Raw genomic sequence first — 23,685 nt, 5'->3', positions numbered from 1 at the left:
TATCGGCTCATAAATTAGTGGAGATAATGGGAGGGGGAGGGCAACAATGAGGGAAGGCAGCAAGGGAAAATGAGGCGCTTCGGTTGGGCAAACACTTAAGATAAGATAGACAACAATGCTGATAAGCTTTTACGCATTTAAGTTACATTGACAGCATTACCCTTATTTTTAAGTTTTCTACTCCATTTAATAATCAATCCCCCTTCATTTAAAAGCTGATTGACTACTTTTTCCAGTTCTTCTTTATTTTCAAATTCTCGATTAGCTATGTACTCTTTAGCGGAATGCCACACTAATTCTATTAGGTTGTAATCTGGACTATAAGCTGGTAAAAACTCTAGCCTAATATTGGGCAACTCTTTTTCCACCTGCTCAATAACATCTTTCTTTTTGTGATAACTAGCATTGTCTAATATGATGATAATTTTCGGTCTTTTTTCTCGAAAATCTTCGGGCAGATTTCCCAAGTTTATCCATTCTTGACGAATCTCTTCATGAAGTTTCTTTAATTGTTCATGGAAAGTTTCTGAATTTCCTTTTTTGCTCATAAAACAGACTCGTTTTTTGTCATTATATCTTAAGGCTCCCATCACATTCACCCTTCCTCTTTTTCTTTGTCCATTCACTTTTTTTCGCTTTCCTTTTTTTGTCCAAGCTCTCCTTCTTATTACTCTCAAACTAAATCCACACTCATGAGGGGCTGTGTGGCGAACCTGCGTCGCCACCTTGAAAGCCCCGTCCCAAAACCATACCTGGATTGACTCTGGCTTTTCTTTAGCCAACCTTAAATATTCATCTAATTTTTCTTTAAATGCTTTTCTTAATTTCTTGTCTTGCTTATCTTCTAGACTATATTTCGCCCAGATATACACATACTTTTTTCTTCTCAATATTCTTCTCACTTGCGAGCCACTCAGTTTAATTCTTGTTTCCTTTTCTAGATGCTCTGCTAATCTTGCCGCTGTCCATCTCCCGAATTCATATCCAAATTCCTTCGGGTCTTCATCAACTATTTTTAATAGTAAATTAATATATTCCTCTGTGGCTTTTTTATGATTTCCATTTTTTCTCCCATCTTCTAGACTTTCTAAATTGTTAGGATCACCGTGAACACACCAAGGGGCGACCGTTTTGAGTGAACAGCCAATAAAGTCAGCTATTTCTCGTTGAGTTTTTCCGTCGTTTAGCAAGAGAAACATTAAAATTCTTTCCCTAACCTCTGCTCTTTCTTCTTCTTTAAGAGCTTTTTGTAAGTTTTTCTTTTCTTCTAAGTCTAGGAAATCTTTTGCTGGCATAAGTAGGATTTTTCTAAAATTACTATTTCTATTTTAGGTGGTTTAAGTGCGTTTTAGCTTAACTATCATTATTAGGAGAATCATTAGATGTCAGTTACTATTGAACAGGATCTCAAAGAAATTTTAGGTTCAATTAATCAGAAGTTGGATAATCTGCAAAAAGATGTTATGGATATTAAAATAGTACAGGCGAGATTAGAGGAAAAAGTCGATAGTTTAGAAAAAGATATTGAAGGAGTAAAAGAAGATACAAAAGAATTAAAAGGCTCTCAGAAAGGCCAGATTTGGACGTTAATCGGCATCTTGGGAACAGCTTTACTAGGAACAGTCATTCGCTATATTATTCTCCCTTTTTCTCAATCATAATTAGGGTTTGCGGCAAAAAGTTTTTCCTGGGGGCAGGGTGTGGGGTGTGAGGTGTGGGGTTTCACCGATTTTCATCTGGTCAATTACCTAATTTTCAGGGAAAAAGTACCTGAATTTTCCCCCCGCTCACTCCCATATCCGGTACTTTTTGATTTCCCAAAGGTCTAAAAGTCTTATCCAACAAGGTTTTTATACTAAATCCGTTGAGTATAGGCTACATATCAAGACAGGCAAAAGGCACTCATGCAAAAGGCAAAAGGGGGGATAAATAATCAGTCTTTAATAACCGGATTTAGTATTAGATTTATTCAGCAAACCCTAAGTAGTTAAAAATTAACACTACCTCAATTTTCTCAAAAAAATCGACCCGTCGCTAGGCGGGAGACAAAGGGCAAAAGAGCAAAAGAACAGAGGGTTAAAGTCCTGGGGAGACACACGCAACCCGAATGATAAAGGTGGTGCGTTACGGCGGATTGTTAATTTTAGTTTTTTGACCGAATTGATTGCCGCAAACACGCACCCTACGAGATATAGAAAATCTCAAAAAAAAATCGACCCGCCTAAGGGCAGGAAAAAGTAAAAAAGGGTAAAAAGGGTAAAAAGAAAATAAGGGTTACAGAGTCCTCCCGACACCGCACACCACCCGAAAACCGATGTCGTCGTAGCCGTCGCGGTAGAATTCGTCGCGGTAAGCGGAACGGCAGTAAGATGGATTGAAGGACCAAGAACCGCCCCGCATTATTTGACAATCATTATCATTTGTCAGCCAAGCACTGCCATCCTTTGGCGCTCCGATATAGTTATCGTGCCAATTGTCTTCGCACCACTCCCAAACATTGCCACTCATGTCATAGTGGGACTTAAACGCCAAATAAAGATCAAATCGAGTATAATCGTTAAAGAGTAAGCACTTTACGTTGAAAGATCAGCGATGAAAGAGACAACCCCAGCCGCGATGCCCCCATGCTTTGACCGATGGTGTCGGCGGTTTGACAATTGCTTCAAAAACGAAGCGCAAAAAAACGGCTTCAGACAATATTTAGGAGGATTATTAGGGGAAAGTGAGAGGAAAAACCTCACTCAAATGGCCAATAATGCCGTCGGAGTAGTTTATAACCGATTACATCACTTTTTGACCGAATCTCCCTGGTCAGACCGTCAGGTGAATGAATGTCGGTTGCAAGTGATGAACCAATGCCGCCAGACGCAAATCCCCCGAGGATTTTCCCTGATTGTCGATGACTCAGGACATCGAAAAAGTGGCAATCTGACCGCCGGAGTTGGCAGGCAGTACCTGGGAGAAATTGGCAAGACAGACAACGGAATAGTCGCCGTCACTACTCATCTCTACGACGGCAAAAAAAGTGTCCCCCTAGACATTGAAATTTATCAACCGGCTAGTTCCTTAGCCGAGGGGAAAGAAGACAAAGAATTTAAGAAGAAACCAGAGATAGCGATAGATTTAATTGACCGGAGCTTAACCAGAGGCTATCGACCGAAAATCGTCTTAATAGATGCTGGTTATGGCAACAACACAAATTTTCTCAAAGCCCTGGAAGAAAGAAAGCTAAAATACTTAGGAGGATTGGCAAAAAATCGAAAAGTAATTATTGAAAAAGAAGGGGGTGTGGAAGAAACAATCCAGCTTGAGCAACTAGCAAAAAGCCTATCAGAAAAGGATTGGGAGAAAATCACCCTAAATCTAGATAAAGAAAAAACGGTTTGGGTAGCGGTATTCAGAGCGAAAATATCTCAACTAGAAGGAGAAAGGAACTTGGCGATCGTCATGAATGCAAGTTCAATGGAAAAAGCCACAGAGGTGGACTATTTCATCACCAATGTAGTTGAGGCAGATACAGTAACAGCTTCGTGGATAGTGAGGACTTACACCGAAAGAAATTGGGTGGAAGTATTCTACCGAGAAGCCAAAGGATGGTTAGGGTTAAGGGAATATCAAGTCAGGGATAAACGAAGCTTACTTCGTCATTTTATCCTGGTGTTTTGTGCCTATACATTTATCCTGTGGCATCAGTTAACTGGGGGATTGCAAAGGCAGTGGGCGAATCGACCTTTAAACACTTTTGTGGAAGCCTTGGAAGCTTTTCGGACAGCGATGTCTTTCCGTTTCTTTGAGTGGCTGACCGAGAATCGGGATGTGTTTGCCGCTTACAAAGCCAGTTTAGGCTTTGTTTGGGCTTGAAATTTGTTTAAGTCCCAATAGAGTCCCCAAGCATTGGGCTTTTTCTGGCCCACAGGATGAGTTGTATCTTGAGAATTTCCGTAATACCAAGCATAATCTCCTAACTGATTAGCATCATCACCAAAATAATAGCGAGTAGTTGTCCCCGCACGACAGGCATATTCCCATTCCGCTTCTGTGGGGAGACGATAGGTTTTTCCTGTTATTTGACTCAATTTCTGACAAAAGGCTTGAGCATCATTCCAGCTAACATTTTCTACTGGATTTTGGGGATTATTTTTAAACCAATTTTTAAACCGAGAGGGATTGGTTCCCATTACCGCTTGATATTGTGCCTGAGTAACTGGATATTTGCCAATCGCAAAACTGTTTACTTGAACTTGGTGTGGAGGCTTTTCGTTCTGGTAAGCATCGGGATCACTGTCAGAAGATCCCATGAGAAATTGACCTGCTGGTAAGCTCACCATTTCCAGTGTTATTCCCTTGGGTAGGTTTTCGCTAAATAGAGTTAGCTTTGCTGGGGGAGGTGGTGGCGAAGAGGGCGCTGGAGGCGCTACTTTAGGTAACGGTGTAGATGTCACAGTAGCGATAGGTAACTGTGTAGATGTCACATTGGGGACGCACACCACCCGAAAACCGACGTCGTTGATGAAGTCGCGGCGGAAGTAGTAGCCGCGGAAAGCGGAACGGCAGAAAGACGGATAGTCGTACCAAGAACCGCCCCGCACTATTTGATAATCATTATCATTTGTCAGCCAAGCACTGCCATCTTTTGGCGCTCCGATATAGTTATCGTGCCAATTGTCCTCGCACCACTCCCAAAGATTGCCACTCATATCATACAGTCCCCAAGCATTGGGACTTTTCTGTCCCACAGGATGAGTTGTCTGCTGAGAATGTCCGTAATACCAAGCGTAATCTCCTAACTGATTAGCATCATCACCGAAATAAAAGCGAGTAGTAGTCCCCGCACGACAAGCATACTCCCATTCCGCTTCCGTCGGTAGGCGATAGGTTTTCCCGGTTATTTGACTCAATTTCTGACAAAAAGCTTGAGCATCATCCCAACTAACCTTTTCTACCGGATTTTGGGGATTATTTGAAAAATGAGAGGGATTGGTTCCCATTACCGCTTGATATTGTGCCTGAGTCACTGGATATTTACCGATCGCAAAACTGTTGACTTGAACTTGGTGTTGAGGCTTTTCAAAATCCCTAGCATCGGTATCACTGTCAGGAGATCCCATGAGAAATTGACCTGCTGGTAAGTTCACCATCTCCAGTGTTATTCCCTTGGGTAGGTTTTCGGTAAAGTTTGTCAGTGGAGTTAGCGCTACTTTAGGTGACGGTGTAGGTGTCACAGTAGCGATACTTTTACCCGGAAAAATATCAAGATTTAAATTACTAGATCGCTCACACCAATAACACTTTCCGTAACTGCGACTGTAGTAATGATTATCAATTTTGCCACAGCGTACAACCTCTTTTAGTGCAGCTTCCAAAGTACCACGCCATTCCTTAGCCGTCGGTCGTCTGTGGGGGAATTTATGTCCCTCATTGAAACAGCGCAAAAATAAGGCGTGTAAGTCGGGATGTAAAATATTTAATGGGATTGTTGTATTACTAGGTACAAGCAATTTATCCCCAGAAAAAGGCCAGAGTCCCCGTCGAATTAGTTCCGACTGTTCCAAGGAATCCCCTCCTCCTTGCCACAATCCCCGAAACGGCGGCCCGCTAAATAGTAGATAATAAATAACAACTCCTAATCGAAAGCGATCATGCACTTCTGTTTGATCTACATCTGCTATATTCACTCCGATTAATTCCGCCGGCGTAAATCCTTCTGAACCAACTAAACACCGATATATTTTACTACTATCCGGATCTGATACTTGAAATGAATCTGTATCAATAATTGTAGGCAACGCCCGATTATTCACTAAGATATTTTCTAGCTTGATGTCTCCCAAAACATAACCTTTAAGGTGAATTGCTTGGATAATAGCGGCTATATTCCGCGCTACTACATGAAGAAAATACCAATTAGTTTCTAACTTGTATTTTCTTCTCATTATGGGCGTACAAAGCTTTAATAATGTTTCTGAACCCACCACTTCTGGCATTAAAAACCCAACGACTTTTCCCTGTTTATCTTCTAAGATAGAATAGGGCCAAGCGAAGGAAATATGGTTAAGATTAGCATTAGGATCACTGGGACGATTTCTCACCATTAACTGTAATTTATCAACCCTTTCATTATGGGGATTGTGGTAGATTTTCGCTTCCTGACGGGAGCATCTCACCTTTGCAATAAGTAGAAATGCTTAATGATCTCAATAAAAAAGTTAAAAAAGGCAACCATTTAGATAAGCACAGCGATGACGAAGGACTTGCGGTACATTACCAGATTCCCAACTTGCACCAGTAATTTTAAGACGATGAGCAATTTGTTTAATTTTTGATTCGACGGAGCCAGAGCCAATGGAAATCCCCTCTGCCTGCAAATAACCATAATTGACAATTCGATGTTTATGCTTGTTTAAATAAGTAATAAAATTCTCAACTTGCGGCTCTGACCATCCTTCACAACAAGAGATAGCCGCCTCCACTTCCCCCTTCCAGAGAAAACATTTTACCTCCTCAATTCGCTGGAATGACCCGCCAACTTTATAGAGGTTTTCGATTAAATGATACCAATCCAATATTTCAATTCTTTCCTGTTTCTCTCCTATCTCACGAAATAAATTCCAGATACCATCATGTCCATCTCCTAAACAAATTAAAGGCTTGGCCAAAACTTGAGAATTAACCAAATCTAATAAAGCTGAGTTATCTTGAAAAAAAGCCGCTACCCCCAGTTGATGAAAACTCACTGCTTTATAATCACGCCAAATTAAGGCTTTTCCCTTGGCAGTTCTTAGTCGTACCTTACCGCCATCTAGGCTCATTTCTTCCACTTCCACTTCTGGGTTAGACGGTAATTCTTCAAAAGCATAGCGATGTACGAGGCGTTGTTGGGTACTGTGAGAAACAGCAATCCCTGTCAATGATTTGATTTTCTGCGCCGATTTCTCGTAGGATTCATCGCCACTTAATAGCAAACAGTTCTTCTCTAACATTGGACTCATCTGAGTCCGAGACTTTATTTCTAATTTTTTCGCTTGTTTTTCTGTAATTGGTAATTCCCCCAAAATACTTTTCACTTTTCTTGTCCGACCAGCTGTTTCTCCTGTGCTTGTTTTGACAAAAAAATACCGATTTCTGGGTTGACATACTGAATCATTAAATCTCTGACTGTCTCCTCTATCTCTCCCAAGTTATTAAATTTATTAATTGGGGATTGCTCATAGAGACATGGGAGCATCTCACTTACGCGATAAGTAATTATACTTAGCCTAAAAGCCACTCTTAATCGTGTCTTGGAACGAAATAGAGGCTTTTAAAGACTGCGTACATGGAGAATTAAAACAAGAATTACCCTCGAAAAGCCTATTTTTCCACTAAGTATTTATGCTCATTGCAAAGGTGAGATGCTCCCGTCAGGAACTGACCACTGATTCAAAAGGATTGATTATAGGAACTCCTGTGCCAGCGAAGTCACTCACATTACGGGTGACTAGGATTAAGCCGTAGGTGAGTGCAGTAGCGGCGATCATTTTATCTAGAGCATTATGAGGATTGGGAACGCGCAATTTGCCCCAAACTTGGGCTTCAAGTGCTGTGAAATCTAGAATATGGTCGGTGTAGTCTTCCAAAACAGTCTGCAACCAGGTTTCTAACAGTTCGGCTTGGTGTTGGTCGCCACGATGTCGAATCAGGTCAACTCCTCGCCGCAGTTCGCCAATAGTGATAACGCTAAGATAAAGCGGCGCGGATTGCTCGACAGCTTGCTGGAAAAATTGCAGGACACCGGGGTTGGCTGTGCTTTTTTTACGCAATTCGCTAATAATATTAGTATCAATCAAATACTGGTTTGGCTGTGTCATCTTGAACGCGATCAAAGTCTGAATCGTTGCCAACGTTGGGAATCTGGCGTAGCACCTCTGCTAGGGATTTTCGTTGCGGTTGCAGCAAGGCTTTTTCTAAGATTTGGCGGTGTTCGGCTTCGGCACTGATCCCGTGTTGGCTGGCTCGCTTTTTGAGAGCTTTGACGATGGCTTCATCGATATTGCGGACGATTAAATCTGCCATAGACGACATCCGTTTGAGAGTGGTATTGTATTCTCAACCATTTAAATGATAGCAATGATAGTCAATGATCTTATCCTAGGTTGGGTTGAACGATAGTGAAACCCAACATTTTTTAATAATTGAGTTGGGTTTCGTCAAATCAATTCCTGTAAAATAGCTTCGATTTGTTGTTTTAGAGGAGGAATGTCATTTTCAACAATATCCCAAATAATCTCTAGATTGATACGAAAATATTCATGAATAGTTAAGTTTCTTAGATCGCTGGCATCTCGCCAAGGAACTTCGGGATATCTTGCTTTAAATTCTTGAGAAGTTGCTCTAGCTGCTTCACCAATAATTTGTAAATGATAGACAATCCAAGTTTGAATTAATTCTTGTTGTTCAAACAGGGTTTTTCCCTGTCGAGCATACTTTTCTAAACGCTCAATTGCTTCTAAAATATCCCGCAAGCGTTCGCTATCATCTCTCATAGTGGTATTGCTTCTTTTAGTACCCGCTCTCTGATTCTATCTTTAAGTCCCTGTTCGGTAACAATATCAACTTTACAGCCTAACAAGGCTTCAAGTTCTCGAATTAACGGCAAGGGAAACCAGGGACTCCGACGTTCGCTACAATAATCAATTAATAAATCAATATCGCTTTTTTCGTCAGCTTCTCCCCGTGCGACAGAACCAAAGATTCGCACGTTATTTGCGCCGTGTTTAGCCGCAATAGCAATAATTTTTTCTCGTTTGTTTTTGAGTAATTCGTCAATTTTCATAATTTACTTAGTCCATAGTCTTATCATAGGTTGGGTTGAACCAGATCCAGAAACCGGGTTTGTCAAACAAACCCGGTTTCTGAACAAAAAGCTAGGAGTAAGGTTTTATCATCGGTTGTTAACTTATTTAAATCCTCCCGCATTAAAAATTCTTTGAGGTCTTCTTGCAATGGCGTTTCTGTCTGTTGCAAATATTCCTCTAATGGCTGAAAAAAAGGCGGAAAAGGCTGCCAATTTTTATAATCGATCGATACCTTTTCCACTCCATCCGTCGCCACACAAATAAAGGCAACTGGCTCGGTTAAAACTTTTATTTGCATATCCTCCAAAGCATTACTAGAAGTAACAAAAGTGGTTTCATTGATGTATTCCCCCTTGTCAGGCTGGAACAATAACTGATAATTTCCTCCCAGAGGTTTGAACACAATAAAACCATCTCCTATCTGCATCGCTGCTAACCGTTTTGAAGTAACCAAAACAACCAGTAAAGTTGTCGCCAGATCATTAATATATAACTGTTCTTTTTCAGCTTTTTCTTGGAGAATTTGCTGAACATAAGCCAACAGTCGCCGGAATATTTCCTCTAATTCGGCTTCAGTTCCAGTGGCAGCTAATGCTGTTTTTTTGAGATTTTCCTCTAAAAATTGCAGCGCTGCTTTAACTGTTATTTTCGCACCCAAATCCGAATGTTTGGCACTACCGGCCCCATCGGCCACGGCTCCAATCAAAACATCCTGACCCAATACTTGATAAGCACCGTAATCTTGACAGGGTAATCCCGCTTGGATATGAAAACTACCGACCACCGACTGACATAATGTTCTCCACATAATTAACTGTCCTCTAGGTGGTAATTTGTCCCCAATTCACTGGTGGTAAAGTGATCGCCGCTCCAATTTTACCACCAGAAACTCGTTTCATTGAGTTACTTAACCACTGAAATAAATCCCGAAAATCTAAACCATTGAGTAACACGGGGGGATTATTAGAAATCTGTTTGAGCTTCTCCATATCAGCACCCTGAACACCTACAGAAAAAAATAAAACCCGATTTTCTGCTTCGGCTTGTTTTACCCGTTGCGCCGCCAGATTCCATTGATCCGTAGGCGCACCATCAGTAATTAAAAATATCCAGGGGCGATAGTATTGGATACCATGATTTCTATAAATCGCTTTACGATCTTCGATTAAATCTAAGGCCAATTCAATCGCTTTTCCCATGGGGGTTAAGTCTCCTGCGGTTAAAGTCGGTGGCGTAAATTGATCAATCCCGACAAAATCTTGCACGGTTTTAACCCCTCCCCTACCAAAGGTAACAATGGCGGTTTCTACGCTCAACGTCGCTTGGATATCCCGCATCACGTCCTCCTGAAAGGTTTTGATGCCATCATTGAGAGCCTTAATCGGTTCCCCTTGCATTGAACCGGAGGTATCTAGTAGTAGTACCACAGGACAGCGAGTTTCCTGATTTTCGACAAATTCAGCCACACCAATCGGCATTTTTTGCAAGCCTCCTAATTTTTTGAACTGGGGGAACTATGGGAGTGTTAGGAATTGAGATTATCTACTTTTTGTCCTATTATATTATCTCTGCCAGTCCCATCAGAGGCTCTCTTATTCTTTGTGTGATAAGTTTAATTGATATAAGAGCGATCAATCTTTGTGTTCTCTGTGTCTGGAGTGGTTCGTTCCACTCACCCACCAGCGTTACCGTATCTTAGAATACATTTTAACCACAGAACCCATCAGAAAAGATATCTTTCCCTTAAGCTGAACGCGGGATTTGATTTTTGACTATTAGTCGCAGGGTTTGTTGCAATTCCTCGCGACTGTGAATTTCCTCCAGACGATGAACGGGAACACCTTGATCGAAGAGAATTAAAGTAGGCAGACTACGCAGACGAAAACTATTAGCTAATTTAAAATTATCATCGGCATTGACAGCTACTAATTGAATCGCACCTTGACAGTCATTTTGCCAAGACAAGAGGGTGGGTTGGATTAAACGACATAAACCACACCAAGGCGCCCAAAAATACACGAGAACCGGACGAGAAGACTCTAAAACTAGCTTAGGGAAGCTCTTTTCGTTGACAGATAGTATCATGTCTAAACGTATTTTATGAAAACTTTATTTTGATATATAAACCATTCTACACCAATCGGGATCAACAGGAAAGGGGTTGGGAGCAAAATCACCAATAAATTTTACTTGTTGCTTGCATTAGCCAAGGATGCGCCCACCAGAGGAGTAAAATAAACCCTGTTACTCCTAGATAGGCAGGACGAAGGAATTCTTGCCATTTCAGGCTTTGCCGACCATCGATAATCGCTAAAAAGGGGACCACTGAGGTGCGTTCTTTGATCTTTAAAAATGCCTCTCCGTAACGGTCTTCTAACCGGCGATCGCCATGCCAGACGGCAAAAAGATGATGAGCAATTAAACCCAGGGAAGTTAATAGGGTAAAGCTTGTCCCTAACCAGAGGGTGTGAGCAATACACCAGATCACCTGTCCTACCATCTGGGGATGACGGGTAACGCGCAGGATGCCGGTTTCGTAGAGATGAACCTGCGGTTTTTGGATAGCGGCGATCTCCAGCAGGTTAAAAGTGGCAGGATAGAGAAAGAAAAAAGAAATGGCCGAAAGTATCCAAACTAGGGTTTTTACTCCGGTTACTCCCTGTACTTGCCAGAGAAGCAAACCATCATAACGATGATTGAAGAAATAAACTACTAAAATCACGGCTAGAGGGATACTCACAAGGGCAAATAATACCCGATACAGTCGCGCACCGATGATAGCTTCTCCCCGCGTTCGTAAACTGGCTAATCCGCTATGGGCAACAGCAAAACCCAGTAATAAACCTAACATGATCCAATGACTAGCGAATGCCACTTTTACCCTCTTGATTGACTAAATTTTTCTCCGAATTCTATTTTAAAGATTGATGGTTAATTTTTCGCCCCCTTTTTTGTAAGTACCTAAGCAAAATTAATTACACATCCAAGCCGTCACCCGTCAGCCAAAAGCTTTTTGCTGTGACCAGTAAACAGTGAACTAAAAATTCAAATCTGATCCCTGATAGCTGTCCCGGAGTCCCCCGTCTCGGAGTCTCGGAGTCTCGGAGTCTCCTGTCTCGACTAGGAAATTAATTTTGCACGACTACTTATTGCCAGTATCGGGGATTCGGGGCAAAATATAATATATGCTTCCTCAAAGCCATTCCCAAGAATATACCCAGGGAACTATCTAATTTTGCAACTTTTTAGATAATATGTCTTATCCCCAAAAGCGATTTGTGATGGTCTGTCAGCATTCTTCCTGTTTGGTACAGGGTGCGTCGGAGCTTCTTTTAGCTTGGCAAACGGCAGCTCTCCCAGAAGATGTCATCGTTATGACCAGCGGTTGTCAAGGACAGTGCAGCACTAGCCCCACGGTGAGAATTATTCCCGAGGAAACCTGGTACTGTCGTGTTAAACCAGAGGATGTCAATCAGATTGTCGAAGAACATTTAAAAAACGGTCAACCAGTTGAGCGTTTACTCCATCCAAGCATTCACGCTCAATGGCAGTAAACTTGATCATCAATTTTTAAGTGATGCTTCACTTGACGACTTAGGGCCACAGAAAACCCCCAGCGAGCGCCTAAGCGGTAGAATAAGTACCTAAGCAAAATTAATTACACATATCTAACCCCCCCCCTTGCCTCTTGCATGAGTGCATGAGTGCCTTTCTTCACTAGGAAATTTATTTTGCACGACTACTTAAGACTTCGAGATAGCAGCTGCTAGATGGTGATTTTGTCCTTGCGTTTCCCAAAGATGGGCGTACTATGAAAGTAGGGGAAAAAAGATAATTTTAGCGATCGATTAACAATGACTAGGGAGCTCTGTAGGATTTTATTGATAGAGGATGAACCGACGACTGTTAAATTAATCCAGAGATTGCTGTTAAAGGCCCCCCAATGTTCCCTGGCCGGGGGGTTGACTTTTACCCTCACCCAAGCTCAGGATCTACAGCAAACTGCCGAAAAACTAGCAGGGGAGAAATTTGATCTCATCCTCTTAAGCTTGGAAATCTCTGTCCCCCCCGGCTTAAATATTCTAGTCAAAACCAGAGAATTAGCCTCTGATATACCGATAGTGGTTCAAACTACTAGCAATGATGAGAAATTAGTCGTTAAAGCCTTTCAACTGGGTGCTGACGGTTATATTCAGTTAAATAATATCGATAGTAGTCTTTTAGTCTATCAAATTCGTGTGGCGATCGAACGTCAGCAATATATCCTCAATCTTAAACATCAACAACAGGAAGAGGAATTTCGCGAACTGGAACAGTTAATCAAGGGAGTACAAACTAGCATCACGGCGAAAATGTTCGGTTCTGAGGCAATAAAGCAGAGTATTCCCGATATTTTTCAAGAATTAGTCCAAAATTACGGAGAGTTATTAGACTTAGCTTTAGAAGAACAAGCATACAAAGTGGAACATAATCTATCGGAACGACTGCGAAGCTTGGCCGATAAGTTAGGATTCTTAAAAGCTAGTCCTCGCGATGTGGTGGATATTCATACCACCACCCTACGCCAAAAAAATCAGGATGTCACCCTGGCCAAAGCGCAGGCCTACGTTAGCGAAGGTCGTCTCATGGTCTTGGAATTGATGGGTTATCTCGTCTCTTTCTATCGTAAATACTATATCGGTCTCAGCAACATTAAACTGTTCAATAACACGCAATCATGAGTCAATATCTTCTCAAACTCTACATTATGGGCGATTCAAGTAAATCCCAGAGGGCGATCGCCAATATTTTTCGTATCTGTCGCGAGGAGTTATCCGATCTTTATACAGTAGAAATAATTGATGTTCTCGAACAGCCCCAATTAGCGGAACAGGATAAAATTCTCGTAACTCCTACTTTAGTCAAACAACTTCCCCCACCCCTACAAAGAATTATCGGCGATATGTCCAATACTCAAAAGGTTCTCCTCGGTTTGGATGTTATTCCCAAAGACTCCCATCTCAATTAGGATTCACCTAAAAATTCTTCTGGTTAGGTTTTTCCTCTCTAATAATCAGTCTTTAATAACCGGATTTAGTGTAAGTCCGAAAGAAAGATGGGAGCTAGTCTGTCTTGAGGCATTCCCCCCCGAGTTCAGAGGCCTCGACAATCGCGCGTAGCGGGTCGAGGTAGTTGACCTAATCTCAACATATTGCCCCAGTCAACCGGCCGCACCCGATAGCACTTCTATCAGGAATTAAGGTAAGCTGTTGAGCAGTAAGATTTTAAGGAACTAATTATGTTTAAAAATTGGTCTTTCGACGATTGGATGAATCATATCCTTTTTCTGGCTACAATTATGGCTTTGCTGACGATTTGGCTGAGTAGATAAATAAAAACTATTTTTCTTTCCTCGCTTTACCGAAAATTTGGGTTTAAGGTTCCCCGTCCATTTTACGGCAGGGAGTGTCAAAATAAGAAACAAAACCCTCAGCGATCGATATGACTGACTCAAGCCCAAAAATTTGTATTCTCGGTGGTGGTTTTGGTGGACTCTATACTGCTTTACGTTTGAGTCAATTGCCTTGGCCCGATCAACACCCCCCCCAAATTACCTTAATTGATAAAAGTGATCGCTTTTTATTTTCTCCCCTTCTCTACGAATTAGTCACCTCAGAACTACAATCTTGGGAAATTGCTCCCCCTTTCAGCGAATTGCTCGCCAATACCCCCGTTGACTTCCAACAGGGAACCGTCACGGCGATCGATGTTAATAATCATAAAATAACCCTTGACAATCAAAAAGATATATGCTATGACCGCCTCGTGATCGCCCTCGGTGGTCAATCCTCCCTTGACTTCCTACCTGGGGCCAGAACCCACGCTATCCCCTTTCGTAGTCTAGAGGATGCCTATCGTCTTCGGGATCGACTTAAAACCCTAGAACAATCCGATCGCGATAAAATTCGGGTCGCCATTATCGGGGGCGGTTATAGCGGCGTAGAATTAGCCTGTAAGCTGGCCGAGCGTCTCGGAGAAAGGGGAAGAATTCGTCTGATCGAAAGAAATAGCGATATACTTGGCCCTTCAACCCAATTTAACCGCGACACCGCCAAAAAAGCCCTAGAAAAACGTCTAGTTTGGTTAGACCTCGAAACCACCGTCGCCGACATCCAAGCGGATCGCCTCTCCCTTGACTACAAAGGACAGATCGACAATATCCCCGTTGATCTAATTCTCTGGACCGTTAGTCCGATCGCCTCCCCACTGCTCGCTAATTTGCCCATAGCACATAGTGAGCGCAAATTACTAAAAGTTAATCAATATTTACAAACTGTCGAAAACCCCAGCATCTACGCGATCGGCGATGCGGCCGATAGTCGCGACCAAGAGGATAAACCATACGCTGCCACGGCCCAAGTGGCCCTTCAACAGTCCGACTACTGCGCTTGGAATATTTGGGCGAGTTTCCACGATAAACCAGCTTTACCCTTCCGTTATCAACCTTTAGGCGAAATGTTGACCCTCGGAGTCGATGAAGCTGCCATTAGCGGTTTAGGACTAGAATTAGCCGGTCCCCTTGCCCATCTTACCCGTCGCTTAGTCTATCTCTACCGTCTGCCCACCCTTAACCATCAAATCGCCGTAGCATTCAACTGGATTACCCAACCCCTTCTATCCCTCATTTCTGAATAGCGAGTTCAGATATTCCTCCACTAACAAACTATCTCGATCGGTCAATTCCTGACCATCGAGACGATTTAAAAGCATTACTGCACCAAATAACCGATTATTAACCCTAATTGGCACAGCTAAAGCCGTTTTTATCCCCAAAGCCACCGCTATATCCTGACGAATGCGATTATCTCCTAGAGTTTGTCCCACCACCACCGGACAACTATCCCGGTAAACCACCGTACACAATCCCGACGTGGCAATATCACCCCTTTTGCCCACAATTGCCTGGCTGTTTTTACCCGCACCCGCGCGATAATAAATACTATCACCGTCAAATTCGGCAATGATAACCGTTTCTGTCGGAATTAAACCTAAAATTTCTTCAGCAATGCGATCGAGATTAGTTAATTTTTCCATAATGGTTTAGGGGTTGAGGAGATGGGGTGTTATACTCAAAAAAACAGTAATTCATTAACTTTAGTCTATAGTTTGTGAACTGAAATGAAAGATAACACCCCCAGAGTAACAAGTCTCAAATCTTATCTTCAGCATTTGCCTCAAGATGCGTCTGAAGCGATCGTTAGCACCAACTTTGCACCTTACCTGATATCATATTTAGGATTTTCAACCACAGAGATAATTCCACAGTACGACACGGGAGGCGGTGGGATTACCGACTTTGCCACTCGGAGAAACCTAGAAAAGGATATTTTTTTGCAGACAAAGAGTAATCCTTTTCTGCTGATAGAGTTAAAAGGTAGAGATATTAACCTAACTGAAAATAGTCCAAGTTATAAGGCAACTGTCAATCAGTTAAAGCGTCAGTTATTAGGGACTAAGTGTCAAGCATCCCAATGGGGAATTATCAATAATAGTTCACACATCCAGTTATTTAGAAAACATGGTAAAACCATTTTTCCTGCCACTACTTGCATAGAGCTAACCCCTGAGAACATTGATGAGACTGTAGCTCGGATCAAAACAAAAATTGACAATACTCCCAAAGCATTAACGGTTACTGTTTACAATAATAAAGGCGGTATAGGCAAAACCACCACAACCGTAAATCTTGCCGCTTTCCTTGCCTTTTTAGGTAAAAAAGTTCTAGTTTTAGACTTTGATTTTAATCAACGAGATTTAACTAAATCTATCCTAAATATCGAACCAGAAGATGGCCTACTAGAAAAGACTTTAACTGACCGCAATATTGAACTAAAATCAGTGATTCGTCCCTATACTTTTAAGAATTCAAAACTACAAATTACCTTCGATGTTGTTCCTGCTGAGCCTAAAATGGCAGAGTATCCGGAATTGGAGTATAATGCTAAAATGACAATATCCACTCTCCATAGAAAATTAGACTTAGCTAGATATGAATATGATTACATTTTTATAGATGCAGCTCCCAATTGGCGATTTACTAGCCGGCTGGCTGTTTATGCTGCCGATGTTGTCCTCTTACCCACAAAACATAACAATTCATTCTCCCTTAATAATGCAGCCACTGCCATCAAGGAGTTTCTGCCGCAAATGCAAAAATTAAAAAAAGATGGGACTCCCATAGCCTTACCAATTTTTTTCAACGGTGAGAAGATTACTCAACCACAGTTAGAGCTTGCCCAAAAAGAAATTAATCAAATACTAAAAAATGACAAAACCCTTTTACCCTATTTTTATCCCAGATACACTAATGCCAAAAAAGATTTACATATTCATCACCTGCCAGAATACGCTATTATAGCCAGTGCTGCTTTCGCTCGCGTGCCAGCCGTTTATAAAAATCGTTCCGCTTATGACTATTACAAAGACTTAGCAAAGGAGTATTTTTTACAATGATGGAATATACCGATATTGGTACTTTGAAGTATCTATACCTAGATGAAATAGAAATTACCAATGGGACCGATGCTGATAGTTTTTTAATTGAAGCTACTGCTAAACTATTACAGCAGACAGGTGGACGCAATTGGCTGCCTGTAATCGTGAAAGAACTATCAGAGGATCGCTATGAAGTTATCGGCAACTCATTTGTTTATGCTGTGGCTGAAAGGGCTGGACTAGAAAGAATTTGGTGTATTATTGCCGATGGAACAGAAGATGCTAGGAATATATCCAGAGTTTTGGCAAGAGAAGAAACCCCAAAACTAAATCTGTCAACAGCTTCAAGAGAAGAAATTAAATCTGCTTTACAGTTCTTGATTGAACAACCGAATAGCCCACTAAAAACAATTAAATTAGCTACTGCTACTGCTAGGATTGATGAGGCTCCCCGTCAATTCTGGAAGAGTTTAGATTCAATTGTTGCCCTCAAGTGTGGAATTACAAAAGGGAAGGGATTAGATTTACTCAAAACTGTCTTTTATCTCACTCCTCAATCTCAACAAGATGCAGTGATTGAGGAGTTTTCAGAAGAAACTCTCAAACTCAAGACTGTTTCTGAATTAAAGACTCTAGCCAAAGAAAAAGGAATCGTTGGTTTAAGCAAGATGAAGAAAGCAGAGCTAGTCAGAATATTGGCGCAATAAGAAAAAGGAGTATGAATTATGAATTATGAATTATGAATTATGAATTATCAATTGCTAGAAGATATTGAAAGTGAATTAAAATGGCAGCAAAGCCTTTCTAACGAAGATATGGAATTGGGAGCTTTTTCAACGTGAACCACTATCGAGTCATCCCGGGCTTGAGCATTGATTATGCTTGTGGAGTCCATCTGTTATCATCTTGGGTAGTTCTCTAAGGATTTAGTCCCTATGAAATGGCGAGTGATACTTGAACCGGATCCCGATACAAACGAATGGGCAATTTGGTGTCCGGAACTGCCCGGATGCACATCTGCCGGTATTACACAAGAGGAAGCTCTCAATAATATACGCGAAGCGATCGAGCTTTATTTACAACCTGATGCTATCGACCTTCTACCAGGAGCAGTAATCCGTGAGGTTATGGTGGGATGACTCGACTCAGGAGAATGAATGCTGACGAGGTTGAGCGCATATTACGCAAGTATAACTTTGAACTGATCTCTCAGAAGGGTAGTCATAGAAAATGGCGTGGTAGGGATCAAGATACTCAAGTTATCGTACCTTACCATCAAGGGAGAGATTTACCTACTGGAACATTGCGTAACATCATGATTACAGCCATGATCCCAGAAGGAGAGTGGAAATCTCCATAAACTTCATCTAAACTCCATCTGTCTAACCAATCACTGCACCCGACCGAGAGTTAGACTGATAATATCATTCAAGGTTGGGCTTCGGCCGTGAGCTTTTGCCGAACGGTTGAAGCATGAAACCCAACGCCCGATCATGTTAGGCTACTGCTAACCCATCCTACTGGACTGTTTCAGCTAAAATAGGGCAATAGCTCGAACAAGCAGAGGACATCAATCATGGGAAGAGGTCGGCGAGATAAAGTCAATCTAACAGGGGAACAAAGAGAAAACCTCGAACAAATCAGTCGTAATGGCTATGCACCAGCTAAAAAAATTCTCCACGCTCGGATTTTGCTGATGTGTGACGAGGGAGAACAGGCGAAAAGGAAATGGACAGATGAAGAAATAGGCGAAGCTTTAGAAGTTCATAGAAATACAGTGGGACGTATTCGTCAAAGATTTCTTCAAAAAGGCGAAAAACCAGCATTAGAACGGAAATCGAGAAAAACTCCCCCCACTCCGGCAAAAGTTGATGGAGCCGCCGCCGCCCAAATCATTGCCCTGTGCTGTTCGGAGCCACCATCTGGCCGAGCCGAGTGGACAATCCGACTATTAACCTCGGAACTCAAACAAAGACAAATTATCACCGAGATTTCCAGTCCAACGGTGTGGCGTACTCTAAAAAAAACCAATTACGCCCTTGGAAAACCCAAAGATACTGTATTCCGGAACAGGATTTAGCCCGATTTGTTGCCCAGATGGAAGTTGTCCTTGACCTGTATGGCACTCAGCCATCGGAAGAAGAACCGTTAATCGCGATGGATGAAGCATCAAAGCAACTACTTGGAGAAGTTTACCCTCCGATACCCATGCAACCTGGACAAGATAAAAAAGAAGACTATCACTATAGTCGTGAAGGGGTTCAAGCCTTGTTCATGTTTTTTGACCCCCATCGAGGATGGAGACGGGTGAGTAACCGAGATAGTCGAACCCGAATAGATTGGGCAGAAGAAATTCGTCAATTATTGGATGTGGACTATCCAAAGGCTCGAAAAGTCAAGCTCGTCTGTGATAATCTCAACACTCATAACATAGCCTCGCTTTATGAAGCATTTCCAGCACCCGTTGCTCATCGTTTAGCTAGAAGACTGGAAATTTATTACACACCTCGTAATGGTAGCTGGTTAAATGTAGCCGAAACTGAACTAAGCGTCTTATCGAGGCAATGTTTAGATAGAAGGATTTCTAGCAAGGAAGAACTGAAAAGGGAGATAGAAACCTGGCAAAAAGAACGTAATCAGACTGCATCTACAGTAATATGGACGTTTACGACCAGCGATGCTAGGGTCAAGCTGAAACATCTTTATCCTGTGTTTGAGGAGGAGGAATCGGGAGAATCTATTGCACCAAATTAGCTGAAACAGTCCACTACAAATAATTGTGTCTCCCTACTTATAACAAATCACTCCAGTATCAATTATGAGTTAGGAAGTGGGAAGAAAAAAGCTGCCGACTGCCTCCTGACTTACCCTTTCAGCAATAAATCGCCAATTTCCGACTGGCAATGACCAATTAAACGATTAAGGGCTTTTTTTCCTTGTTTACCTTGATAATCTGAGCGATCGCTTTCAGTAATTCCATAGGGACGACCGATCGCCACCTTGACACGATGATAAAAGACAACGGGATGCCAACCATCTTGATCGAATAAAGGTTCCGTGGTATCTAACCAGCGTAGCAAACGCACGGGAAAAGGACTAATAACAGTTTCCGACTCGGAGAGAATAGCCACAGGTAAGACAAATAAATTCTCCACGGGACAACGCAGGGCTAAATGGGCAAATCCGCTCTGAAAACGGCTAATTTGACGAGGATCAGTCAAATTTAACATCGGCGATCCACCTTCTGGAAATAAACCGATCCATCGTCCGGACTGTAAAAAATCCGTTGCTTGCCGAAAAAAAGTCCGGTGGCGTTTTTCAGGGGTATCAAAGGGAAAACAGCCCAATTCTCCGATTAATTCCCGCAAAAGCGGCGTTTTTCCCATGTAGTGATGACAGGCGATCGGGAGAGTTTTGCCCAAAGCTTGAATTAAGATCGGCGCGTCCAAAAAGCTACGATGGTTACTTACCACGATCGCCACTCCTTGGCTGGGTAGATTTTCTTGACCGACGGTAAACAGACTCGTGCGCGTGGTATCAAGAATTAAACGAGAGGTGGATAGGGGGGTAAGCAGCTTCATGGAAAAAAAAAATCGGCCTTAAGATTGTTTTTATTGACTTAGATCACAACTAAAGGATAAAACAGAATTAGAGGATCATAAAATATAGGGATTATGTCCCAATCATCTACGGATCAGCCTCGGGGCAGCCTCGTCTATTTAAAAAAATAAATTTCATGAATGATTTAAATGAGCGAAAAACATTTGCTTTAACAACACCTCTTTATTATGTCAACGATATCCCTCACATCGGCAGTGCTTACACAACGATCGTAGCGGATGTTATGGCACGATGGCAGCGGTTACAGGGCAATTCTGTCCTCCTGATTACAGGAACCGACGAACACGGACAGAAAATCGAACGGACTGCGGCAGCCAAAGGACTCAATCCCCAGGAACACTGCGATCGCATTGCCACCAGTTTTGCCAATCTCTGGGCAAAGCTACACATCCAGTATGATCGCTTTAGTCGCACCACTGCCCCCCGTCATCAGGCAATTGTTAACGAATTTTTTGAAAGAGTCTGGGAAAAGGGCGATATCTATCTCGATCGCCAACAGGGTTGGTATTGCGTCGCCTGTGAAGAATTTAAGGAAAAAAGAGAACTGTTAGATAATGGCTGTTGTCCCATTCATACTAATCTGGCCGCCGAATGGCGCGACGAGGAAAACTATTTTTTCCGTCTCTCTAAGTATCAGACGCAACTAGAACAATTTTACCAAGAACAACCCGATTTTATTCAACCGGAAAGCCGACGTAATGAGGTTCTCAACTTCGTCAACCAAGGACTACAGGACTTCTCCATCTCTAGGGTTAATGTGGCTTGGGGGTTTCCCATTCCCCACGATGGTCAGCATACCATCTACGTTTGGTTTGATGCCCTTCTTGGCTATGTTACCGCCCTTCTCGACCCCGAAGACGAACCCACCCTAGAAAATGCCTTGGCCAAATGGTGGCCGATCGATCTGCATCTGATCGGTAAAGATATATTAAGATTCCATGCCATTTATTGGCCAGCTATGCTAATGTCGGCGGGTTTACCCTTGCCTAAAAGAGTCTTCGGCCACGGCTTTTTGACCAAAGACGGGCGGAAAATGGGCAAAAGTCTCGGTAATACCCTCGATCCCTTCGATTTGGTTGATCGCTATGGGGCCGATGCCGTCCGTTACTATTTCGTCAAAGAGATTGAATTAGGACAGGATGGCGATTTTCAGGAAACCAGATTTGTTAATATTCTTAACGCGGATTTAGCCAACGATTTAGGCAACCTCCTCAATCGCACCCTAGGCATGGTTAAAAAATACTGCCAAAATATCCCCCCCCAGTTGACTGGCGTAGATATCCCGAACGATAATCGTCTTAAGAATATGGGGATCAATCTAGGGGGCATTGTTGAACAGAAGTACGATGCGCTACAATTTAATCAAGCCTGTGAGGAAATATTGGCGTTAATTCGTGCTAGTAACAAGTTTATCGATGAGAGTGCGCCCTGGAGTTTATTTAAACAGAAACAACAGGCAGCAGTAGAACAAGTCCTCTACGCAGTTTTGGAATCAGTAAGACTCTCTGCCTACCTACTTTCACCGATAATACCGACCTTGAGCAGTAAAATTTATCAACAACTAGGTTTTGTTATTGATTTTAATACTTTCAGGTCGGAGGATGGGGAAGACCCCCCTGATGGTGTCTCTTTTTCCCAACACTGTCAATGGGGATTACCCACAAATCCACAACTAGGAACACCTGAACCGATCTTTTCTAAACTAGAACTGCCGTTAAACGATTCCTAAAGGAATTTTTTAATAACTCTATTTTTTAAGGTCTGTTGTCCTTTCGGATACAACTGGCAAACAATCAACACTAAACTTTTAACAAACGAGGAAAAATAAAATGTTTGATGATTATGACACGGCCCCAGTCTTCACCCCCGAACAAGTGCTAGAAAATCGCGGTCGTGTGGCGATTTTCATCGATGGTTCCAATTTATTTTATGCGGCTCTGCAATTAGGTATCGAAATTGACTACACCAAATTACTTTGTCGTTTAACTGCCGGTTCTCGTCTCTTGCGCGCCTTCTTTTATACTGGAGTTGATCGCACTAACGAAAAACAGCAGGGATTCCTCCTCTGGATGCGTCGCAACGGTTATCGAGTCATCGCTAAAGATCTAGTACAATTGCCCGATGGTTCCAAAAAAGCCAATCTTGACGTGGAAATTGCCGTGGATTTAATGGCGCTAGTGGGTTCCTATGATACCGCAGTAATTGTCAGTGGTGATGGGGATTTGGCCTATGCTGCCGATTCCGTCAGTTACCGTGGTGCGCGAGTGGAAGTGGTTAGTTTGCGATCGATGACCAGTGATAGTTTAATTAATGTAGCCGATCGCTATGTTGATCTAGATCAAATTAAAGAAGAAATTCAAAAAACCAGCAAGCATCACGTTGGTTATAATAATTTCCCTGTCAGCGTCTTGGACCAAGATCGTAGCAGTCGCTAGAACAATTCAGCAAAAATCAAGTTTAAGGTGGGTAATTCCCACCTTTTTCAGTTATCAGTTATCAGTTATCAGTGATACTAAATCCGCTGAGTATAGGCTACATATCAGGAGAGGCACTCATGGAAGTGGAGTGACTCTTAAATTATTACAGATGTGTCAGCAGCTGCGTGTAAGCATCCCACCGAAAAACTAATGCGCTCCGGGGTTTGGGGGCGGCGCCACGCCTCCAACGGGGGGTTTGGGGGGTAGAACCCCCCAAAAGCTTGGATTGAGCGATAAAATCGGAAGTAATACTAAATCCCTTGAGTATAGGCTACATA

The 23,685-nt window shown here is 42.3% G+C and carries 26 protein-coding genes and 1 pseudogene; 13 read left to right on the top strand and 14 right to left on the bottom strand.

Going from position 1 to position 23,685, the window contains the following annotated elements:
* Window positions 1-137: 137 nt before the first annotated feature.
* Window positions 138-1,295, bottom strand: a complete 1,158-nt coding sequence (locus MAE_RS18730) for an IS630-like element ISMae23 family transposase (RefSeq protein ID WP_012266966.1) — start codon at window positions 1,293-1,295, stop codon at window positions 138-140.
* A gap of 87 nt (window positions 1,296-1,382) precedes the next feature.
* Here MAE_RS18730 and MAE_RS18725 point away from each other — a divergent pair, with 87 nt between their 5' ends.
* On the top strand, window positions 1,383-1,661 hold the full coding sequence (locus MAE_RS18725) for a hemolysin XhlA family protein (protein WP_012266965.1): 279 nt from the start codon (window positions 1,383-1,385) through the stop codon (window positions 1,659-1,661).
* Window positions 1,662-2,274: 613 nt separating this feature from the next.
* On the opposite strand, the pseudogene MAE_RS30310 reads toward MAE_RS18725, so the two are convergent.
* A pseudogene (locus MAE_RS30310) lies at window positions 2,275-2,514 on the bottom strand (formylglycine-generating enzyme family protein); the annotation flags it as partial.
* 78 nt (window positions 2,515-2,592) lie between these two features.
* On the opposite strand from MAE_RS30310, the gene MAE_RS18720 reads away from it, so the two are divergent.
* The gene (locus MAE_RS18720) at window positions 2,593-3,861 is read left to right on the top strand and encodes an IS701-like element ISMae34 family transposase (RefSeq protein ID WP_012266961.1); all 1,269 of its coding nucleotides are present in this window, start codon (window positions 2,593-2,595) and stop codon (window positions 3,859-3,861) included.
* On the opposite strand, the gene MAE_RS18710 is transcribed toward MAE_RS18720, so the two are convergent.
* The 10 genes from MAE_RS18710 to MAE_RS18660 all read right to left on the bottom strand — a co-directional run bounded on the left by MAE_RS18710 (window position 3,828) and on the right by MAE_RS18660 (window position 11,709).
* A complete protein-coding gene (locus tag MAE_RS18710) occupies window positions 3,828-6,092 on the bottom strand; it encodes an SUMF1/EgtB/PvdO family nonheme iron enzyme (protein ID WP_012266960.1) in 2,265 nt (754 codons plus the stop codon). The two genes, MAE_RS18720 and MAE_RS18710, sit on opposite strands and share 34 nt — an antisense overlap.
* Window positions 6,093-6,206: 114 nt before the next feature.
* Window positions 6,207-7,225, bottom strand: a protein-coding gene (locus MAE_RS18705) for an ISKra4 family transposase (protein ID WP_148204764.1) whose coding sequence is annotated in 2 segments (ribosomal slippage) — window positions 6,207-7,114 and window positions 7,114-7,225 — 1,020 coding nt in all. Because the reading frame shifts where the segments join, the coding sequence is not laid out codon by codon here.
* A 175-nt stretch (window positions 7,226-7,400) separates the two neighbouring features.
* Window positions 7,401-7,847 carry a type II toxin-antitoxin system VapC family toxin gene (locus MAE_RS18695; protein WP_041804214.1) on the bottom strand — a complete coding sequence of 149 codons (447 nt, stop codon included), beginning with the start codon at window positions 7,845-7,847 and terminating at the stop codon, window positions 7,401-7,403.
* Entirely contained in the window at window positions 7,819-8,052 is a 234-nt protein-coding gene (locus tag MAE_RS18690; protein ID WP_002783562.1) for a FitA-like ribbon-helix-helix domain-containing protein, read from the bottom strand. Before MAE_RS18690 ends, MAE_RS18695 begins: the two co-directional genes overlap by 29 nt.
* A 134-nt stretch (window positions 8,053-8,186) precedes the next feature.
* Entirely contained in the window at window positions 8,187-8,522 is a 336-nt protein-coding gene (locus tag MAE_RS18685) for a HepT-like ribonuclease domain-containing protein (protein ID WP_012266956.1), read from the bottom strand.
* Window positions 8,519-8,812: a nucleotidyltransferase family protein gene (locus MAE_RS18680; protein ID WP_002770523.1), complete on the bottom strand. Its 294-nt coding sequence runs from the start codon at window positions 8,810-8,812 to the stop codon at window positions 8,519-8,521. The genes MAE_RS18685 and MAE_RS18680 overlap by 4 nt, the downstream gene beginning before the upstream one ends.
* A gap of 62 nt (window positions 8,813-8,874) precedes the next feature.
* Window positions 8,875-9,642 carry a PP2C family serine/threonine-protein phosphatase gene (locus MAE_RS18675; RefSeq protein ID WP_012266955.1) on the bottom strand — a complete coding sequence of 256 codons (768 nt, stop codon included), beginning with the start codon at window positions 9,640-9,642 and terminating at the stop codon, window positions 8,875-8,877.
* Window positions 9,643-9,655: 13 nt separating this feature from the next.
* Entirely contained in the window at window positions 9,656-10,312 is a 657-nt protein-coding gene (locus tag MAE_RS18670; RefSeq protein WP_012266954.1) for a vWA domain-containing protein, read from the bottom strand.
* 265 nt (window positions 10,313-10,577) lie between these two features.
* Window positions 10,578-10,919, bottom strand: coding sequence for a thioredoxin family protein (locus tag MAE_RS18665; RefSeq protein WP_012266952.1), 342 nt, complete (start codon window positions 10,917-10,919; stop codon window positions 10,578-10,580).
* Window positions 10,920-11,007: 88 nt separating this feature from the next.
* On the bottom strand, window positions 11,008-11,709 hold the full coding sequence (locus MAE_RS18660) for an NnrU family protein (RefSeq protein ID WP_012266951.1): 702 nt from the start codon (window positions 11,707-11,709) through the stop codon (window positions 11,008-11,010).
* Window positions 11,710-12,088: 379 nt separating this feature from the next.
* Between MAE_RS18660 and MAE_RS18655 the strand changes: the two genes are divergently transcribed.
* The 4 genes from MAE_RS18655 to MAE_RS18640 all read left to right on the top strand — a co-directional run bounded on the left by MAE_RS18655 (window position 12,089) and on the right by MAE_RS18640 (window position 15,509).
* Window positions 12,089-12,388 (top strand): (2Fe-2S) ferredoxin domain-containing protein, encoded by a 300-nt coding sequence (locus MAE_RS18655; protein ID WP_004162828.1) that lies wholly within the window; start codon window positions 12,089-12,091, stop codon window positions 12,386-12,388.
* A gap of 300 nt (window positions 12,389-12,688) precedes the next feature.
* Window positions 12,689-13,555, top strand: coding sequence for a response regulator (locus MAE_RS18650; RefSeq protein ID WP_012266950.1), 867 nt, complete (start codon window positions 12,689-12,691; stop codon window positions 13,553-13,555).
* Window positions 13,552-13,842 carry a circadian clock KaiB family protein gene (locus MAE_RS18645; RefSeq protein WP_002752661.1) on the top strand — a complete coding sequence of 97 codons (291 nt, stop codon included), beginning with the start codon at window positions 13,552-13,554 and terminating at the stop codon, window positions 13,840-13,842. The genes MAE_RS18650 and MAE_RS18645 overlap by 4 nt, the downstream gene beginning before the upstream one ends.
* 473 nt (window positions 13,843-14,315) lie before the next feature.
* Window positions 14,316-15,509 carry an NAD(P)/FAD-dependent oxidoreductase gene (locus MAE_RS18640; RefSeq protein ID WP_041804213.1) on the top strand — a complete coding sequence of 398 codons (1,194 nt, stop codon included), beginning with the start codon at window positions 14,316-14,318 and terminating at the stop codon, window positions 15,507-15,509.
* Here the strand turns inward: MAE_RS18640 and MAE_RS18635 are convergent.
* A complete protein-coding gene (locus tag MAE_RS18635; protein WP_012266947.1) occupies window positions 15,489-15,908 on the bottom strand; it encodes a GAF domain-containing protein in 420 nt (139 codons plus the stop codon). The two genes, MAE_RS18640 and MAE_RS18635, sit on opposite strands and share 21 nt — an antisense overlap.
* An 84-nt stretch (window positions 15,909-15,992) precedes the next feature.
* Between MAE_RS18635 and MAE_RS18630 the strand changes: the two genes are divergently transcribed.
* From MAE_RS18630 to MAE_RS30300, 5 genes are all read left to right on the top strand, one after another.
* Window positions 15,993-17,327, top strand: coding sequence for a ParA family protein (locus tag MAE_RS18630; RefSeq protein ID WP_012266946.1), 1,335 nt, complete (start codon window positions 15,993-15,995; stop codon window positions 17,325-17,327).
* Window positions 17,324-18,016 (top strand): Rho termination factor N-terminal domain-containing protein, encoded by a 693-nt coding sequence (locus MAE_RS18625; RefSeq protein WP_041804212.1) that lies wholly within the window; start codon window positions 17,324-17,326, stop codon window positions 18,014-18,016. The genes MAE_RS18630 and MAE_RS18625 overlap by 4 nt, the downstream gene beginning before the upstream one ends.
* A gap of 228 nt (window positions 18,017-18,244) precedes the next feature.
* The gene (locus MAE_RS18620; RefSeq protein WP_002776494.1) at window positions 18,245-18,448 is read left to right on the top strand and encodes a type II toxin-antitoxin system HicB family antitoxin; all 204 of its coding nucleotides are present in this window, start codon (window positions 18,245-18,247) and stop codon (window positions 18,446-18,448) included.
* Between the two features lie 14 nt (window positions 18,449-18,462).
* Window positions 18,463-18,669 (top strand): type II toxin-antitoxin system HicA family toxin, encoded by a 207-nt coding sequence (locus MAE_RS18615; RefSeq protein ID WP_012266944.1) that lies wholly within the window; start codon window positions 18,463-18,465, stop codon window positions 18,667-18,669.
* Between the two features lie 216 nt (window positions 18,670-18,885).
* Window positions 18,886-20,063 (top strand): IS630-like element ISMae25 family transposase gene (locus MAE_RS30300; protein WP_125730803.1). Its coding sequence is split into 2 segments (ribosomal slippage): window positions 18,886-19,327 and window positions 19,327-20,063, totalling 1,179 coding nucleotides; the frame shifts between segments, so codons are not numbered across the junction.
* A gap of 110 nt (window positions 20,064-20,173) precedes the next feature.
* Here the strand turns inward: MAE_RS30300 and MAE_RS18600 are convergent.
* Complete coding sequence (locus tag MAE_RS18600) at window positions 20,174-20,890, bottom strand: lysophospholipid acyltransferase family protein (protein ID WP_012266943.1); 717 nt, start codon at window positions 20,888-20,890, stop codon at window positions 20,174-20,176.
* A gap of 155 nt (window positions 20,891-21,045) precedes the next feature.
* Between MAE_RS18600 and metG the strand changes: the two genes are divergently transcribed.
* Complete coding sequence (gene metG / locus MAE_RS18595) at window positions 21,046-22,659, top strand: methionine--tRNA ligase (RefSeq protein WP_012266942.1); 1,614 nt, start codon at window positions 21,046-21,048, stop codon at window positions 22,657-22,659.
* 100 nt (window positions 22,660-22,759) lie between these two features.
* Window positions 22,760-23,365 carry an NYN domain-containing protein gene (locus MAE_RS18590; RefSeq protein WP_002739868.1) on the top strand — a complete coding sequence of 202 codons (606 nt, stop codon included), beginning with the start codon at window positions 22,760-22,762 and terminating at the stop codon, window positions 23,363-23,365.
* The last annotated feature ends 320 nt before the right edge of the window (window positions 23,366-23,685 follow it).

Source organism: Microcystis aeruginosa NIES-843, assembly GCF_000010625.1.
In the GTDB taxonomy this organism is placed as follows: Bacteria; Cyanobacteriota; Cyanobacteriia; order Cyanobacteriales; family Microcystaceae; genus Microcystis; species Microcystis aeruginosa.
The sequence above is the reverse complement of the archived record's forward strand: the minus strand, read 5'-3'. Positions and strand labels throughout refer to the sequence as shown.

Excerpts from the sequence above, each read along its gene's own strand:
- MAE_RS18685 (WP_012266956.1), bottom strand. The coding sequence starts at position 8,522 with ATGAGAGATGATAGCGAACGCTTGCGGGATATTTTAGAAGCAATTGAG.
- MAE_RS18730 (WP_012266966.1), bottom strand. The coding sequence starts at position 1,295 with ATGCCAGCAAAAGATTTCCTAGACTTAGAAGAAAAGAAAAACTTACAA.
- MAE_RS18650 (WP_012266950.1), top strand. The coding sequence starts at position 12,689 with ATGACTAGGGAGCTCTGTAGGATTTTATTGATAGAGGATGAACCGACG.
- MAE_RS18590 (WP_002739868.1), top strand. The coding sequence starts at position 22,760 with ATGTTTGATGATTATGACACGGCCCCAGTCTTCACCCCCGAACAAGTG.
- MAE_RS18670 (WP_012266954.1), bottom strand. The coding sequence starts at position 10,312 with ATGCCGATTGGTGTGGCTGAATTTGTCGAAAATCAGGAAACTCGCTGT.
- MAE_RS18680 (WP_002770523.1), bottom strand. The coding sequence starts at position 8,812 with ATGAAAATTGACGAATTACTCAAAAACAAACGAGAAAAAATTATTGCT.
- MAE_RS18635 (WP_012266947.1), bottom strand. The coding sequence starts at position 15,908 with ATGGAAAAATTAACTAATCTCGATCGCATTGCTGAAGAAATTTTAGGT.
- MAE_RS18690 (WP_002783562.1), bottom strand. The coding sequence starts at position 8,052 with ATGGCAGATTTAATCGTCCGCAATATCGATGAAGCCATCGTCAAAGCT.
- MAE_RS18625 (WP_041804212.1), top strand. The coding sequence starts at position 17,324 with ATGATGGAATATACCGATATTGGTACTTTGAAGTATCTATACCTAGAT.
- metG (WP_012266942.1), top strand. The coding sequence starts at position 21,046 with ATGAATGATTTAAATGAGCGAAAAACATTTGCTTTAACAACACCTCTT.
- MAE_RS18600 (WP_012266943.1), bottom strand. The coding sequence starts at position 20,890 with ATGAAGCTGCTTACCCCCCTATCCACCTCTCGTTTAATTCTTGATACC.
- MAE_RS18620 (WP_002776494.1), top strand. The coding sequence starts at position 18,245 with ATGAAATGGCGAGTGATACTTGAACCGGATCCCGATACAAACGAATGG.
- MAE_RS18720 (WP_012266961.1), top strand. The coding sequence starts at position 2,593 with ATGAAAGAGACAACCCCAGCCGCGATGCCCCCATGCTTTGACCGATGG.
- MAE_RS18630 (WP_012266946.1), top strand. The coding sequence starts at position 15,993 with ATGAAAGATAACACCCCCAGAGTAACAAGTCTCAAATCTTATCTTCAG.
- MAE_RS18675 (WP_012266955.1), bottom strand. The coding sequence starts at position 9,642 with ATGTGGAGAACATTATGTCAGTCGGTGGTCGGTAGTTTTCATATCCAA.
- MAE_RS18655 (WP_004162828.1), top strand. The coding sequence starts at position 12,089 with ATGTCTTATCCCCAAAAGCGATTTGTGATGGTCTGTCAGCATTCTTCC.
- MAE_RS18710 (WP_012266960.1), bottom strand. The coding sequence starts at position 6,092 with ATGGTGAGAAATCGTCCCAGTGATCCTAATGCTAATCTTAACCATATT.
- MAE_RS18725 (WP_012266965.1), top strand. The coding sequence starts at position 1,383 with ATGTCAGTTACTATTGAACAGGATCTCAAAGAAATTTTAGGTTCAATT.
- MAE_RS18695 (WP_041804214.1), bottom strand. The coding sequence starts at position 7,847 with ATGACACAGCCAAACCAGTATTTGATTGATACTAATATTATTAGCGAA.
- MAE_RS18645 (WP_002752661.1), top strand. The coding sequence starts at position 13,552 with ATGAGTCAATATCTTCTCAAACTCTACATTATGGGCGATTCAAGTAAA.
- MAE_RS18615 (WP_012266944.1), top strand. The coding sequence starts at position 18,463 with ATGAATGCTGACGAGGTTGAGCGCATATTACGCAAGTATAACTTTGAA.
- MAE_RS18665 (WP_012266952.1), bottom strand. The coding sequence starts at position 10,919 with ATGATACTATCTGTCAACGAAAAGAGCTTCCCTAAGCTAGTTTTAGAG.
- MAE_RS18640 (WP_041804213.1), top strand. The coding sequence starts at position 14,316 with ATGACTGACTCAAGCCCAAAAATTTGTATTCTCGGTGGTGGTTTTGGT.